Genomic DNA, 15,052 nt, shown 5'->3' with positions numbered 1-15,052 from the left:
CACCGCTGTGATGGATATCCTGATTAGGCAGTCGGGGCTGCGAAAGCAAAGAGAAATGCAAAGAGAAATCGGGCCCTTTCCGCCCGTGGCGCGACAGGCGAATTTGGCTGATCCGGGCCGTGACTTGACGAAAACCGTCCAAGACGGTAGTTTTTACCCGTTCCGTGGTCATTTGAGCCGGCCGGCTTGCAGCCACGTTAAAAAACTCGCTAAACAGGCCGGGGACGCTTTCGATCCCGGCCGAACCTATCGTTCAGGCCGGGTTTTTCATGGCCTGATGTCAATGCGGTCACTTCTACGATCGCAAACGAGGTCGATGGTCAGATGGTTGGCGTCCAGTCCATTCCGAGTCCCGCGATCACCGCCGACGAGCGGTCGCACGAGGTGGATCATCCGAGTTCGCACGTCGCGCAGTTCGGCTCGGAGCAGCCGCTGCGGCTCGACTGCGGGGTCGATCTCAGCCCGTTCCAGATCGCCTACCAGACCTACGGCGAGCTGAATGCCGATCGCTCCAACGCGATCCTGATCTGCCATGCGCTGACCGGCGACCAGCACGTCGCCAACGTGCACCCTGTCACCGGCAAGCCCGGCTGGTGGGAGACCTTGGTCGGCCCCGGCCGGCCGCTCGATCCCAACGAATATTTTATCATCTGCTCCAACGTGATCGGCGGCTGCATGGGCTCGACCGGCCCGGCCTCGATCAATCCCGCGACCGGCAAGGTTTGGGGGCTCGATTTCCCCGTCATCACCATCCCCGACATGGTGCGCGCGCAGGCGATGCTGATCGACCGGCTCGGCATCGACACGCTGTTCGCGGTCGTCGGCGGCTCGATGGGCGGCATGCAAGTGCTGCAATGGACTGCGGCGTATCCGAGTCGCGTGTTCTCCGCGCTGGCGATTGCCTGCTCGACACGACACTCGGCGCAGAACATCGCGTTCCACGAGCTTGGCCGCCAGGCGGTGATGGCCGACCCCGACTGGCACCATGGCGGCTATGCCGATCGAGGCATCCATCCGCATCGTGGCCTCGCTGTCGCCCGGATGGCGGCGCACATCACCTATCTCTCCGACGCCGCGCTGCATCGAAAATTCGGGCGGCGCATGCAGGACCGCGAGCTGCCGACTTTCTCTTTCGACGCCGACTTCCAGGTTGAGTCCTATCTGCGCTACCAGGGCTCGTCCTTCGTCGAGCGCTTCGACGCCAACTCCTATCTCTATCTGACTCGCGCGATGGACTATTTCGACATCGCCGGCGACCATGGTGGCGTGCTGGCGAAGGCGTTCGCGGGAATCCAGACCCGCTTCTGCGTGGTTTCTTTCACCAGTGACTGGCTGTTCCCGACCTCGGAATCGCGCGCGCTGGTGCACGCGCTGAATGCATCGAGTGCGCGGGTGTCGTTCGCCGAGATCGAGACCGATCGCGGTCACGACGCGTTCCTGCTCGACGTGCCCGAGTTCTTCGACATCGCCCGTGCCTTCCTGCAATCGGCGGGCAAGGCGCGCGGGCTTACCGCCAGGAATGCTTAACAAGGACGACTAGGCATGTCTGTACAGGAAACGTTGCCGCTCGGCGGCGTTGTGGCCGGGCAACCCGGTGATTTTCGCGCCGACCATGTGCTGGTGGCCGAGATGGTCAAGCCGGGCTCGAAGGTGCTCGACGTCGGCTGCGGCGAGGGCGACCTGCTCCAACTGCTGGAAACCCGCGGCGTCGACGGCCGCGGCATCGAGCTGTCGCGCGAGGGCGTCAACCGCTGCGTCGCCAAGGGTCTTGCGGTGGTGCAGGGCGATGCCGACACCGACCTCGTGAATTATCCGGATGACGCCTTCGACTACGTGATCCTGTCGCAGACGTTGCAGGCGACGCGGCAGCCGAAAGTGGTGCTGGAGAATTTGCTGCGCATCGGCCGCCGCGCCATCGTGTCGTTCCCGAATTTCGGCTTCTGGAAGATGCGGCTCCAGCTCCTGATCGGCGGCCACATGCCGCGCACGGAGAACCTGCCGGCAAGCTGGTATGACACCGCCAACATCCATTTCTGCACCATCAAGGATTTCGTCGAGCTCTGCGACGCGATCGACGTCAAGATGGAACGTGCCGAGGCGCTCGACCTCTACGGCCGTCCGCTGCGGCTGCGGATGCCCTGGTGGGTGTGGAATCTGTTCGGCGAGCAGGGCGTGTTTCTGCTGACGCGGGGCGGCAGGAAGTAGGCCGGCCCGTTACCCCATCTACGCGACCCAGTACCTGGTGACGCCTTCGCGCTAATGCGCCGCCAGTGACCTCGGGTCGCGCACCGGCCATCTTCCCGCTTCCGCCAGCGTGACGAACCGTTCCACCGTTTCGTTGAACAGCGCTGGCTCTTCGAGATTGAGGACGTGGCCGGACTTTGGAAACATGGCGAGCCCTGCCGCCGGCAGATGCTTCTTCAGGAACAGGCTTGCGCCCACGCACGGATCGTCCTCGTCGCCGCAGATGATGAGTGCCGGCGTCGTGGCCGCTCTGATCGCGTCCGTCATCGTAAAGATCGAGGGACGGCCGGCCTGGAAGCCGCGCATCGTCCGCGCTGATCCCTTGGCGTCGTGTCGCGCCAAGGCGGCATAGAAATCGGCGTGACCGCGCGGGTCCTTCACCAGGAAGGGAATCCGGCTCGGCGCCTCGCGCGTGACTTTTGCGACTTCGGCTGAGCCGAGCATCTCGAATTGCTCCGCGTTGGCGCGGCACTGCTGGCGCCAGGCGTCGAGGTTCTCGATCTCCGAGCCCGAGCCGACGCCGGCGAGCGTCATCGACAGCGCACGTTGGGGCGCGTTGAGCCCGATCTGGAGCGACGAATAGGCGCCCATCGAGAGGCCGACGAAGTGCGCGCGATCGATCTTCAGATGATCGAGCACCGCGAGCGCATCGGTGTAGAAATACGTGTAGCCGTAGACCTCGCCATCAGGCACGTCCGATGGCGTGTAGCCGCGTGCGGAATAGGTGATGCAGCGATGGCCGCGCGAGAAGTAGCGCATCTGCGGCTCCCAATTGGTGTAGTCGGCCGCGAATTCGTGCAGAAAAATAATCGGCGTGCCCGTGCCCGCTTCTTCGAAATAGAGTCGACAATTGTCCTTCGTGAGGGCGTGAGGCATCCGGTTTTCTCCTGAGGTGGCTGCGGCTTTGGAATGCCGTCCTGCGGTCAGCGCATACGATGGTAGCACTTATTAATCATCGTCCAAATTCTTAGGGGCCGCGTCTTGTTCTCGCCACATCAGGATACTGATACAGCCCGCGGATGTCGGCCACCGCACGGGCCGACGGGGAAGTGGGGTGTCAACGAAGGATGAAGAATGTTCGAGTTGTTTGCGTCTCGCCTGTCGCGCTGTGTCGTCGCGCTGGCTGTTTTCTTCGCGGCGTTCGCCGCCTTCACTTCTCCGGCGTCAGCACGACCTCATCGTCATAGCGCAGAGCGGCACGCTTACGCGCATCACGCCAGCAGACATCATCATTACCGGCATGCACGCGGCTCGCGCTTCGAGCGCGGCGCGGCGCAATTGCAGGCGAACGGCTTCGGCAACACCTTCGCCAGCTATGATCCGAACGCCAATAGCGGCGGCATCGCCATAAGCGGCAGCGCTGGAATGGCTATGAGCGGCAGTGGTGGAATGGCCATGAGCGGCAGTCGTGGAATGGCCATGAGCGACAACGCTGGAATGGTTACCAGCGGTGAGATGACCACGCGCGCCAGCCGTCGAATTATGAGGCGTGGAGGTGGGATAGCCACTAACGCGAATGACGGCGGCATGGCCAATAGCGCGACGAGCGGCGGCGGCTTCGGCGGTGGGTCGGGCCTCGTGTCCGAGGCACGCCGCTATGTCGGCGGCAATCCGACCGGTCGCGGCAGCCTGTGGTGCGCGCGCTTCATGAACATGGTGCTCGAAAAGACCGGTCATCGTGGCACCGGCTCCGACATGGCGAATTCGTTCGCGCATTACGGCACGCGCGTGTCCGGTCCGCAGGTCGGCGCCATCGCAGTGATGTCGCGTGGTGGCCGGGGCGGTCATGTCGGCATCATCACCGGTGTCGACGCGCAGGGCAATCCGATCATGATCTCCGGCAACAACGGCAACCGCGTTCGCGAAGCACCGGTCTCGCGCGGCCGGATCTATGCGTATGTGATGCCGAACTGACGGCCGTCATTGCGAGGAGCGAAGCGACGAAGCAATCCAGACTGTCTCCGCGGGCGCATTCCTGGATTGCTTCGCTTCGCTCGCAATGGCGGAGCGGGGCCAGCGCGCAGCGTCACACCAGCTTCGGCTGTTCCAATGCAACCGCGTCGCCCACGCCGATGTCGCCTTCAGCGATCACCTCGGCATAGATGCCGCAGTCCATGTGGCCGAGATTGCTCGAGAGCGTGGCGGGGATTTCGAGATCGCGCTTGGCGGTATCAGGGTCGACATTGGTGGCCGGGCAGCGCTTGATGCGCTTGACCACTTGCAGCCGGGCCTGTCCGATCGCGAGCGTCTGGCCGACGAGGTCGAGCTCGGACCAGGCCGGCCAGCCCTTCACGTAGAGATTGGCGCGGAAGCGTAGCGGGTGGACGGCGGCGCCGCCGAGCATGGTCTCGAGCGCGCGGACGCTGTCGAGATTGATGATGGACACGACCTTGCGGGCGACGTCTGAAAAGCTGTGGTCGCGGCCGGACAGGATCTTGGGCGGGCCCTTCAGCTCCGGCTGAAAATTTTCCCTGAAATAGTCCTCGATGGCGGCGCGCCCGGCGGCGGTCTCGAGATCGCCGCTGGCGACGATCTGGCCGTCCTTGCGGATGGTCAGGCAATTGGTCGCGTCCTCGAACCGGCTGTCGAGCGAAGCTAGCCGCTCATTCCGCGCCAGCATCAGGAACTGGATCTTCGGCTTCCACTGCGGTGCTTCCGGATCGAAGCCGCTCGGGCCGTTCTCGATGGCGTAGCGGCGGTCGGCGGGCAGGGTCTGGCCGGCTCGCAGGGAGACGCGGGGCAGGGCCTCCGGCGTCAGGCCCTTGATCGGGTAGCGGTAGAGCCCGGTGATCTCGGCGGTCTGGCTGATTGTCATTGCGCTGGGTGTCATGCCGCTACTTAGGGGATTCGGCCCACCGGCGCCAAGCGGGCGGATCCGCGCACGAAATTGTGAACTCGCCTCTTCCGGTCCGAGGCCTCGCTTCCCACATCTGGGTCAGGCCGGCGCCAGCGCCGGCTGATAACGACCGTTGCCGGTTGAGAAACGTCAATGCGGTAATCGGAAACCCAATGAAGATGCCGTTTGGAGTGCCTTTGAGGGCTCCAGGGGCAGGCCGAGGGAAAGACCACGAAATGAACATCGAAAAATATACCGAACGCTCCAGAGGCTTCGTCCAGTCCGCGCAGTCGCTTGCGGTGCGCGAAGGGCACCAGCAGTTTTCGACCCTGCACGTCCTGAAGGTGCTGCTGGACGACAATGAAGGCCTCGCTGCCGGCCTGATCGACCGCGCCGGCGGCAATTCCCGCGCAATCCTGAAGGCGACCGAGGACGCCCTGAACAAGGTGCCGAAGGTCTCTGGCGGCGGAGCCGGCCAGATCTATCTGGCGCCCGAACTCGCGCGCACCTTCGACGCCGCCGAAAAGGCTGGCGAGAAGGCCGGCGACAGCTTTGTCACCGTCGAGCGGCTGCTGCTCGGCCTGGCGCTGGAGAAGACCAGCGAGGCGGGCGCGATCCTGGCCAAGGGCGGCGTCACCCCGCAAAACCTCAACGCGGCGATCGAAGCGCTGCGCAAGGGCCGAACGGCGGACTCCGCCACGGCCGAGAACGCGTATGACGCGCTGAAGAAATATGCCCGCGACCTCACTCAGGCGGCGCGCGACGGCAAGCTCGACCCGGTCATCGGCCGCGACGAGGAGATCCGCCGCACGATCCAGGTGCTGTCGCGCCGGACCAAGAACAATCCCGTCCTGATCGGCGAACCCGGCGTCGGCAAGACCGCCATCGCCGAGGGCTTGGCGCTGCGCATCGTCAACGGTGACGTGCCGGAGAGCCTGAAGGACAAGAAGCTGCTGTCGCTCGACCTCGGCTCGCTGATTGCAGGTGCAAAATATCGCGGCGAGTTCGAGGAGCGGCTGAAGGCCGTGCTGCAGGAGGTGACCGGGAGCGATGGTAATTTCGTCCTGTTCATCGACGAGATGCACACGCTGATCGGCGCTGGTAAGGGCGATGGCGCGATGGACGCGTCCAATTTGCTCAAGCCTGCGCTCGCCCGCGGCGAGCTGCACTGCATCGGCGCCACCACGCTCGACGAGTACCAGAAGCACGTCGAAAAGGACGCGGCGCTGGCGCGGCGATTCCAGCCGATCTTCGTCAGCGAGCCCTCGGTCGAGGATACGATCTCCATTCTGCGCGGGCTGAAGGACAAATACGAGCAGCACCACGGCGTGCGGATCACCGATTCCGCGCTGGTCGCCGCCACGACCCTGTCCAACCGCTACATCACCGACCGCTTCCTGCCGGACAAGGCCATCGACCTCATGGACGAGGCGGCCGCGCGGCTCAAGATGCAGGTCGATTCCAAGCCGGAAGAGCTGGATTCGATGGATCGGGAAATCATCCGGCTGAAGATCGAACAGGAAGCGTTGAAGAAAGAAAGCGATGCCGGGTCGAAGAGCCGCCTGCAGACGCTGGAGAAGGAGCTGGCCGATCTCGAGGAGAAGTCCGCGGCGCTCACCGCACGCTGGAGCGCGGAGAAGAACAAGCTCTCCGACGCTCAGAAACTGAAGGCCGAGCTCGACGGCTTGCGGGTTGAACTTGCCAACGCACAACGGCGCGGTGAATTCCAGAAGGCCGGCGAGCTGGCCTATGGCCGGATCCCCGAATTGGAAAAGCAGCTTGCGGAGATCGAGGCCAAGGAGAACTCCGGCGAGATGATGGAGGAGGCGGTCACCGCCAACCACATCGCGCAGGTGGTCTCGCGCTGGACCGGCGTGCCCGTCGACAAGATGCTAGAAGGCGAGAAAGACAAGCTCCTGCGGATGGAGGACTCGCTCGGCAAGCGCGTCGTCGGCCAGGCCGAGGCCGTGCGTGCGGTCGCGACCGCCGTTCGCCGTTCGCGCGCGGGGCTGCAGGACCCGAACCGGCCGACCGGCTCGTTCATGTTCCTCGGGCCCACCGGCGTCGGCAAGACCGAGCTGACGAAAGCGCTCGCCGAGTATCTGTTCAACGACGAGACCGCGATGGTCCGCCTCGACATGTCCGAGTACATGGAGAAGCACTCGGTGTCGCGGCTGATCGGCGCGCCTCCGGGCTATGTCGGTTATGACGAGGGCGGTGCGCTCACCGAAGCGGTGCGGCGCCGGCCCTACCAGGTCGTGCTGTTCGACGAGATCGAGAAGGCGCATCCCGACGTGTTCAACGTGCTGTTGCAGGTGCTCGACGACGGCCGCCTCACCGACGGCCAGGGCCGCACCGTCGACTTCCGCAACACGCTGATCATCATGACCTCGAACCTCGGTTCGGAGTTTCTGGTGAACCAGCCGGAGGGCGAGGATACCTCGGCCGTGCGCGAGCAGGTGATGGGCATGGTGCGGGCGCACTTCAGGCCAGAGTTCTTGAACCGCGTCGATGAGATCATCCTGTTCCATCGCTTGCAGAGGAGCGAGATGGGCCGGATCGTCGAGATCCAGTTCGCACGGCTGCAAAAGCTTTTGATCGATCGCAAGATCGTGCTGACGCTCGACGCTGCGGGCCGCGACTGGCTCGCCGCCAAGGGCTGGGATCCCGCCTACGGCGCACGGCCGCTGAAGCGCGTGATCCAGCGTCACGTCCAGGATCCGCTCGCCGAGATGATCCTGGCCGGCGACGTCAAGGACGGCGACAACGTTGCGATCTCCTCCGAAGGCAACGTGCTGACCTTCAACGGCAAGGCGCCGCAGACCGCGGAGATCGCCCAGTTCGAGGCGCCGGTGTCCAAGCGGAAGCTGAACTGATCGTCGGCATTCGAAGCCTGAAGCAACAAGCCGCCCCGGAGATGTCAACCTCTCCGGGGCGGTTTGTTTTGCGGGTTGTTGGCGAACTTACTGCGGCGACCTATTTCTTCGTGAGCTTGTAGATCGCGTTCTCGATGTCAGAAGAGAAATAGATCGTGCCGGATTCCCCGATGCCGACGCCTGTCGGAATGTGCGTCGGCAGTCCTCCGGGTGCACCCACGAGGCCGATTGGAAGATTGGCCGCGATCTCGGTAACCGTGCCGGTCTCCGGCACGATTTCGATCAACCGTTTGGCGCCGACCTCCGCTACGATCAGCTTGCCGTCTCTGGCGCGGGCGATGCCTTCGGGCATTTTCAGGTCCTTGGCGACGACTGTCTTTTCGCCGTTGCTCTCGATCATCGAGATCACGCCGGAAAAGGCTTCGGTGAGATAGACCTCGCCACGCGATCCAGCGACGAGCCCGACCGGGCCCTCGAGGCCGCCGATCAGTGTGGTGCGATCCTTGCCGTGCTCGCCGCTGACGCGGACCAGCGATTTGGTGCCGAACTCGGCCACCAGGATGCTGCCGTCCGCGAGCACGAGCGCGTCGTGCGGCGCCTTGAAGCCGTGCAGCATGTCGCGGGTGGCCCCGGTCTCGCCGTCGATCACCTGCACCGTGCCGGTGAACCAGCTCGATAGGACCACATCGTTGCCCTTCGCCGTTGCGCTCATCGGATATTCGAGCGTGACGCCGGCGGCGTGCATGCGCGCCTTCTCGGTGACCTCGCCGGTCGCGCCGTCCACCGTGCGATAGGCGAACACGTCGGCGACGTGGATCGTATCCTTGCCGTTCTCTGACGTGACGCCGATGCCGCCGGGCAAGGCGAGCTTGCCGATGATCACCTGCCGCGCCTGGCCGGTCGCCGGATCGACCTCCTGGATGCCGTTGTCGGCCATGTTGGAGACGTAGATTCGGTCCTTGTCGTCGATCGCGAGATTGTCCAGCGACGGCTTCAATTGTGCGACCATGGTCTTGGCGCCCGACTTGGGATCGACCCGAACGAGCTGGCCGAGCGCGGTGTCGACTACCCAGAGATCGCCCTTGGAATCGAAGTTCACCGCGGCCGGGACCTTGAAGCCGTCCGCGACGACGGTCAGCTCGGCCTTGTCGACGTCGACCTTTGCGACCTGTCCCTTGAACCAGAGCGGACCGTAGAGCTTGTCGTCGGGACCGAACTCGAAGCCGTTGAGGCCGCCCATCTTCTCCATGATCTGGCGCGGCGGTTTGACGCCCTCGACGTCGATCTCATAGAGCGTGTCGCCGAGGAAGACGGTGGTGGCGTACAGCCTGCCGTCCTTGCGGAAGGCGAGCGAGTTGATGCCGGGAAGGCCTGAAGCGAGTTTCTTGATCGGGCCGTCGCCCTTGCGCGAATAAAGATCGCCGGCCAGGAATCCGGTCCAGGCCATGGTGCCGTCGGGGGCGAATGCGATGTCGTCGGCCATTCCGATCGGGGCGGGGATTGCAACCTTCGCGCTACCGCCGGGGATGTCGACCTCGTAGAGCGCCGCGCCCGCGACGCTGCCGGCAAACAGATGGCCGGCCTTGTCGATCGCAAGCCCGTGCACGCCGTGGAACGCCGAGCCCGGAACGAGCTTGGTGACCTCCCAGTTTTCGGCCGAAACACTGGTAGCGGAGACGACCGCAGCGACGAAGGCTGCGCAGGCGAGCCTGTTCTTCATGGCGAGACCTCCCGTTTTTTGGAAAGTATTCGCTCCTCATGCCGCTTTGGCAAACGAAACTTGACGTTGTGATGCGGCCAAGCCGGGCCCCGCGCGACGTCGTCAAATCCGGATCGTGCTTGAATATGTCTGGCCGATCTCGGCCCGGTTCGCCGGCTTTACCTGTTGGTGACCTGCAACGGACCGCCGGTGGCGTCCGACATCCGGGCGATGGCACCGGCGCGGCCGCTCATCATGCCGTCGAGCCGGTCGCGCTCCTTCTCGAAGCCGGCCAGCATCGGGCCTTCCAACGAGCGGCCGCGCGGCAGTTTCACACGCAGCGGATCGACGAAGCGGCCGTTGACCAGGATTTCGTAGTGGACGTGCGGGCCGGTCGACGCGCCGGTCGAACCGACGAAGCCGATCACCTGGCCCTGCCGCACCTTCTTGCCGGGCTCCATGCCCTTGGCGAAGGCCGACATATGGCCATAAGCGGTCTCGTAGCCGTTGTTGTGCTTGATGCGGATGTATTTGCCGTAGCCGCCCTCGGGGCCGGCCTTCTCGATCACGCCATTGCCGGAGGCGAAGATCGGCGTGCCGTAGGAGGTGGCCCAGTCGACGCCGGTATGCATCTTCACATAGCCGAGGATGGGGTGACGGCGGCCGCCGAAGCCGGAGCGCATGATGGCGTTGTTGACGGGCTTGCGCACCAGGAACTTCTTCGCGCTCTTGCCGGTCTCGTCATAGTAATCGACGACGCCGTCATCGGGGCTCTGGTAGCGGTAGTATTTCTTGGTCTCGCCGCCGAGCGTCAGCGAAGCGAACAGCACGTCGTTCTTTTCGCTCGCGGTCACGCCTTCGTCTTCGCCGGCGTAGAACACGTCGAATGAATCGCCCGGCGCCACCTTGCGCTGGAAATCGACGTCGTAGGAATAGATCTTGATCATGTCGTCGATGACGGGCATCGGCACTTTGTTGCGCATCGCGGTCTCGTAGATGCTCTGGTAGAGCCGCACGCCCGTGCCGTCATCCTCGTCATCGTCGTCGCTGTTGGCGTTCGCCGCCGCGTCGGCGACGGTGTTCATGCTGGAGACGTCGACCGCGACGTATTTGCCGAGATCGGACAGCGCCGCGATCGCCTCGACCATGGTCTCGTTGGCGATGACGACGCGGTAGGGCTGCAGGCGGGCGCCGGGGCTTGCGGGCGCCATCAGGATCCGCAGCTTCTCGCCTTCCTTCAGGCCGCCGTCGCGGCCGCGCGGCCCAAGCGTCGCGGTGATCGCCTTGATCTCCTCGGCCGTGGCGCCGAGATCGCGCAGCACGCCGGCGACGCTGTCGCCCTTCTTGACCACGTGGACGCGTTCGCCGTTGGGATTGCCGCCGGTGATCTGCTCTTTGGTCTTCGGCAGCAGCGTGACGTTTTCCGGCACCACGCGCGTCTCGAAGCCGGCATAGGGATCGGACGGCGACACTTCGGTGGCGTAGGCGCTTCTGATATCGGACGGGCCGGTCGCGCCGGAGACGTCGGCCGCAGCATTGGAGAGCGCGGCGTAGCGCACCCCGCCATTGCCGCGCCAGTTGGCGGCATCGCGGACCCGCATCAGGATGTCGTCGAGCGCCACCACTGCGGAAATCTTGGCTTTCGGCAGCACCTGGGAGAGGTCCTTGGTGACGAACGAGACCTCGGCGTCGGGTTCGACGGCTTCCGGATTGTTGGGATCCTCGGATGCCGCCTTCGGATCGGATCCGACATCTGTGAGAAGGCGCTGGGCGTTGAATGGCGGGATCTTCGCCGACAGATCGCTCGTCGTCATCGACAGATTGCCGGCAATCCGGATGAAGGGACGCACCCGCATCACGTCGCGGTTGCCGACGCGGGCGACGGTCGAGACGCGCACGATGTTGCGCGAGGCCGTGGATTCGCTCGGCGGCGGCAGGCGGTCGCTCTTGTGCAGCGTGGCGGTGCGGTCGGCTGCGCCGAATGCGCCGCGCAGCGCGCCTTCGACGCGCTCCGGCACCTTGGCGAAGGTCATCTCGCCGTCGAGCGAAGCGAAAACGGCGCCGCCGATCAGGGCTGCGCCGCAAAGTCCGGTTAGAATCGTCCCGCTGAACCATTGCACCGAGACGCGGCGGCGATCGATGACGGCGGCTTCCGAACCATCGACGGACAGCGGCGGCTCGTGGCCGAGATCGATGATCCCGGTCTCACGCCCGTAAGCGCCGCGTGACGTCCTATGGTTCAACCCAAGTCCCCCAATCAACGATCCGAGAGCCCGATTTCGAGCAGCCCCGTTTCGAGCAACCCTGTTTCGAGCCCCTCCTTGAGCCGCCCTCTTCGGGGCGTCTCTGGAAAAGGCAAGCCGCATAGGCGTCCGCGGTCAGAAGGCCCAGATGTCGGACCGGCCGAATTTACGAACAGCTAAGCGGAAAAAGATCTCTCGATGTGTCTCGAATGTCTGAAGAAGGCCGCTTCATCGTATGATCGCCTTCCTCTGACCCCACACAAACCGCCGGCAGCCCCCACTGGCATCCCTGCGATTCAAGCTTTGTCTGTACCAGAACGCCGGGGGATTGTGGCTCAAGTACGGCGCCTAATATGGAAAGTTTCCCGAACGGCCGGGCGTCAGGGGCCTTCCAGGGACGAGCGATCCAAGTCGCGTCCAAGTCGCCTCATGCCGCCTCCGGAGCCCTCTCGAGCCCAAACTTTTTTTGAGTTTTTTCTCCGCGCTGGCGCGATCCAGCCGCTCAGCGACTTTCTAACCTGCTGTAATCGCGTGGATTTTTCGAACAATCCACCGTGCGACGATTTTCTGACAATGGTCGTTGACAACCCCGATGGGTGGGGCCTATAACCCGACCACTGAGCGCGGCGCCGCCGGGTCACTGACCAAGGCGAGCGAACGCGCCACTGATGCTCCTCACCTTGTTGAGTGACACAACAGTCGACGTAAGTCGATTGGAGTTCATCCATCGTCGGTAAGGGTGTCGGAACCCTTCCTCTCTGGAAGGTTGGGACCTCTTGGTCCCGGGCTGTTTGACAAGTGAAGATGAAGAAAGAGAAACGTGGACGGCGGAGTCCTTGCGCCTCTCGGATACTGAAGAGCTTTGGCTTTTGAGTTCTGAGAGGGGACGAAAGACTTCGGCGGTACACGTTTTAAGGTTACACCATCGTTGCCAGCGATGTGAATCGCGGGCAGCTCATCGACTTCGGTCGATGAAAAATGGTGGGACCTCGTCAAAACGTTGTGATCAGCCGGTTCAAAGTTCAAGTCCAACTTGAGAGTTTGATCCTGGCTCAGAGCGAACGCTGGCGGCAGGCTTAACACATGCAAGTCGAGCGGGCGTAGCAATACGTCAGCGGCAGACGGGTGAGTAACGCGTGGGAACATACCTTTTGGTTCGGAACAACACAGGGAAACTTGTGCTAATACCGGATAAGCCCTTACGGGGAAAGATTTATCGCCGAAAGATTGGCCCGCGTCTGATTAGCTAGTTGGTGAGGTAATGGCTCACCAAGGCGACGATCAGTAGCTGGTCTGAGAGGATGATCAGCCACATTGGGACTGAGACACGGCCCAAACTCCTACGGGAGGCAGCAGTGGGGAATATTGGACAATGGGCGCAAGCCTGATCCAGCCATGCCGCGTGAGTGATGAAGGCCCTAGGGTTGTAAAGCTCTTTTGTGCGGGAAGATAATGACGGTACCGCAAGAATAAGCCCCGGCTAACTTCGTGCCAGCAGCCGCGGTAATACGAAGGGGGCTAGCGTTGCTCGGAATCACTGGGCGTAAAGGGTGCGTAGGCGGGTCTTTAAGTCAGGGGTGAAATCCTGGAGCTCAACTCCAGAACTGCCTTTGATACTGAGGATCTTGAGTTCGGGAGAGGTGAGTGGAACTGCGAGTGTAGAGGTGAAATTCGTAGATATTCGCAAGAACACCAGTGGCGAAGGCGGCTCACTGGCCCGATACTGACGCTGAGGCACGAAAGCGTGGGGAGCAAACAGGATTAGATACCCTGGTAGTCCACGCCGTAAACGATGAATGCCAGCCGTTAGTGGGTTTACTCACTAGTGGCGCAGCTAACGCTTTAAGCATTCCGCCTGGGGAGTACGGTCGCAAGATTAAAACTCAAAGGAATTGACGGGGGCCCGCACAAGCGGTGGAGCATGTGGTTTAATTCGACGCAACGCGCAGAACCTTACCAGCCCTTGACATGTCCAGGACCGGTCGCAGAGATATGACCTTCTCTTCGGAGCCTGGAACACAGGTGCTGCATGGCTGTCGTCAGCTCGTGTCGTGAGATGTTGGGTTAAGTCCCGCAACGAGCGCAACCCCCGTCCTTAGTTGCTACCATTTAGTTGAGCACTCTAAGGAGACTGCCGGTGATAAGCCGCGAGGAAGGTGGGGATGACGTCAAGTCCTCATGGCCCTTACGGGCTGGGCTACACACGTGCTACAATGGCGGTGACAATGGGACGCTAAGGGGCAACCCTTCGCAAATCTCAAAAAGCCGTCTCAGTTCGGATTGGGCTCTGCAACTCGAGCCCATGAAGTTGGAATCGCTAGTAATCGTGGATCAGCACGCCACGGTGAATACGTTCCCGGGCCTTGTACACACCGCCCGTCACACCATGGGAGTTGGTTTTACCTGAAGACGGTGCGCTAACCCGCAAGGGAGGCAGCCGGCCACGGTAGGGTCAGCGACTGGGGTGAAGTCGTAACAAGGTAGCCGTAGGGGAACCTGCGGCTGGATCACCTCCTTTCTAAGGATGGTTCTTCAGAAGCTTGCTTCTATCGAACCGTTTTAGAAACATCAGTGGCCAACGGTCGTCAGGATCGTTGAGCTGCATTGGCGGGATTTCGCCGTCTTCGTTTCTCTTTCTTCGCGGACGAACACGCGCTGGGGCTGCAACCTTGCAAGATCCCTGGTCCTTGACTGGATATGCGTTAGGGGCTTGTAGCTCAGTTGGTTAGAGCGCGCGCTTGATAAGCGTGAGGTCGGAAGTTCAAGTCTTCCCAGGCCCACCACACTCATCGAGTGAGCATTCGTCTTCTGGTTACGGGGCCATAGCTCAGCTGGGAGAGCGCGTGCTTTGCAAGCATGAGGTCGTCGGTTCGATCCCGTCTGGCTCCACCAGATGGTTTGATCACCGACTACTCATACCGTCGTCCGCGAAACATCACTTCGCACTTACTAGTCCGGATGGACAGTGAGCTGCGTGATTTCTGACATCGTAAAGAGGAGATCGATCCGAGTTGGATCGGGCAACAAGTAATTGTTGCGCGATACTTCATTATCTCCGGATCATTTCGGCGCTCGTGCGTCTTCCATTGTAGCTCACAAGGCTGCTTTGAAAGACAAGCGAGTTGTAAATGATCCTTTTAGCGAAGCTTGACCG

Annotated in this window: 8 protein-coding genes, 2 tRNA genes, 1 rRNA gene and 1 riboswitch; of the genes, 7 read left to right on the top strand and 4 right to left on the bottom strand. The window is 62.6% G+C overall.

The features are described from left to right. Positions 1 to 154 precede the first annotated feature (154 nt). Positions 155 to 234, top strand: a riboswitch (SAM riboswitch). 90 nt (positions 235 to 324) lie between these two features. After that, positions 325 to 1,527 (top strand): homoserine O-acetyltransferase MetX, encoded by a 1,203-nt coding sequence (gene metX, locus AC0L3B_RS06815; RefSeq protein WP_473380200.1) that lies wholly within the window; start codon positions 325 to 327, stop codon positions 1,525 to 1,527. Between the two features lie 15 nt (positions 1,528 to 1,542). Then, entirely contained in the window at positions 1,543 to 2,205 is a 663-nt protein-coding gene (gene metW / locus AC0L3B_RS06810) for a methionine biosynthesis protein MetW (protein WP_085361203.1), read from the top strand. Between the two features lie 51 nt (positions 2,206 to 2,256). Here the strand turns inward: metW and AC0L3B_RS06805 are convergent, their stop codons facing one another. Further along, entirely contained in the window at positions 2,257 to 3,120 is an 864-nt protein-coding gene (locus tag AC0L3B_RS06805) for an alpha/beta fold hydrolase (RefSeq protein WP_473380199.1), read from the bottom strand. Between the two features lie 198 nt (positions 3,121 to 3,318). Between AC0L3B_RS06805 and AC0L3B_RS06800 the strand changes: the two genes are divergently transcribed. Continuing rightward, positions 3,319 to 4,158 (top strand): TIGR02594 family protein, encoded by an 840-nt coding sequence (locus AC0L3B_RS06800; protein ID WP_473380198.1) that lies wholly within the window; start codon positions 3,319 to 3,321, stop codon positions 4,156 to 4,158. 112 nt (positions 4,159 to 4,270) lie between these two features. Here AC0L3B_RS06800 and AC0L3B_RS06795 read toward each other — a convergent pair whose 3' ends face one another. Beyond that, entirely contained in the window at positions 4,271 to 5,059 is a 789-nt protein-coding gene (locus AC0L3B_RS06795) for an MOSC domain-containing protein (protein WP_018453269.1), read from the bottom strand. A 257-nt stretch (positions 5,060 to 5,316) separates the two neighbouring features. Between AC0L3B_RS06795 and clpB the strand changes: the two genes are divergently transcribed. Next, positions 5,317 to 7,956: an ATP-dependent chaperone ClpB gene (gene clpB / locus AC0L3B_RS06790; RefSeq protein WP_018453270.1), complete on the top strand. Its 2,640-nt coding sequence runs from the start codon at positions 5,317 to 5,319 to the stop codon at positions 7,954 to 7,956. A gap of 100 nt (positions 7,957 to 8,056) precedes the next feature. On the opposite strand, the gene AC0L3B_RS06785 is transcribed toward clpB, so the two are convergent. Then, positions 8,057 to 9,676 carry a hypothetical protein gene (locus AC0L3B_RS06785; RefSeq protein ID WP_473380197.1) on the bottom strand — a complete coding sequence of 540 codons (1,620 nt, stop codon included), beginning with the start codon at positions 9,674 to 9,676 and terminating at the stop codon, positions 8,057 to 8,059. Between the two features lie 158 nt (positions 9,677 to 9,834). After that, positions 9,835 to 11,898 (bottom strand): M23 family metallopeptidase, encoded by a 2,064-nt coding sequence (locus AC0L3B_RS06780; RefSeq protein WP_018453272.1) that lies wholly within the window; start codon positions 11,896 to 11,898, stop codon positions 9,835 to 9,837. Between the two features lie 1,029 nt (positions 11,899 to 12,927). On the opposite strand from AC0L3B_RS06780, the gene AC0L3B_RS06775 reads away from it, so the two are divergent. The 3 genes from AC0L3B_RS06775 (at position 12,928) to AC0L3B_RS06765 (ending at position 14,790) form a co-directional block, all read left to right on the top strand. Then, positions 12,928 to 14,416: ribosomal RNA gene (locus AC0L3B_RS06775) — 16S ribosomal RNA — on the top strand. A 188-nt stretch (positions 14,417 to 14,604) separates the two neighbouring features. Beyond that, a tRNA-Ile gene (locus AC0L3B_RS06770) sits at positions 14,605 to 14,681 on the top strand. Between the two features lie 33 nt (positions 14,682 to 14,714). Continuing rightward, positions 14,715 to 14,790: transfer RNA gene (locus AC0L3B_RS06765), tRNA-Ala, on the top strand. Positions 14,791 to 15,052 lie beyond the last annotated feature (262 nt).

It is taken from the genome of Bradyrhizobium sp. Kon56 (assembly GCF_055807635.1).
This window is presented reverse-complemented; position numbering and strand designations above follow the sequence as displayed.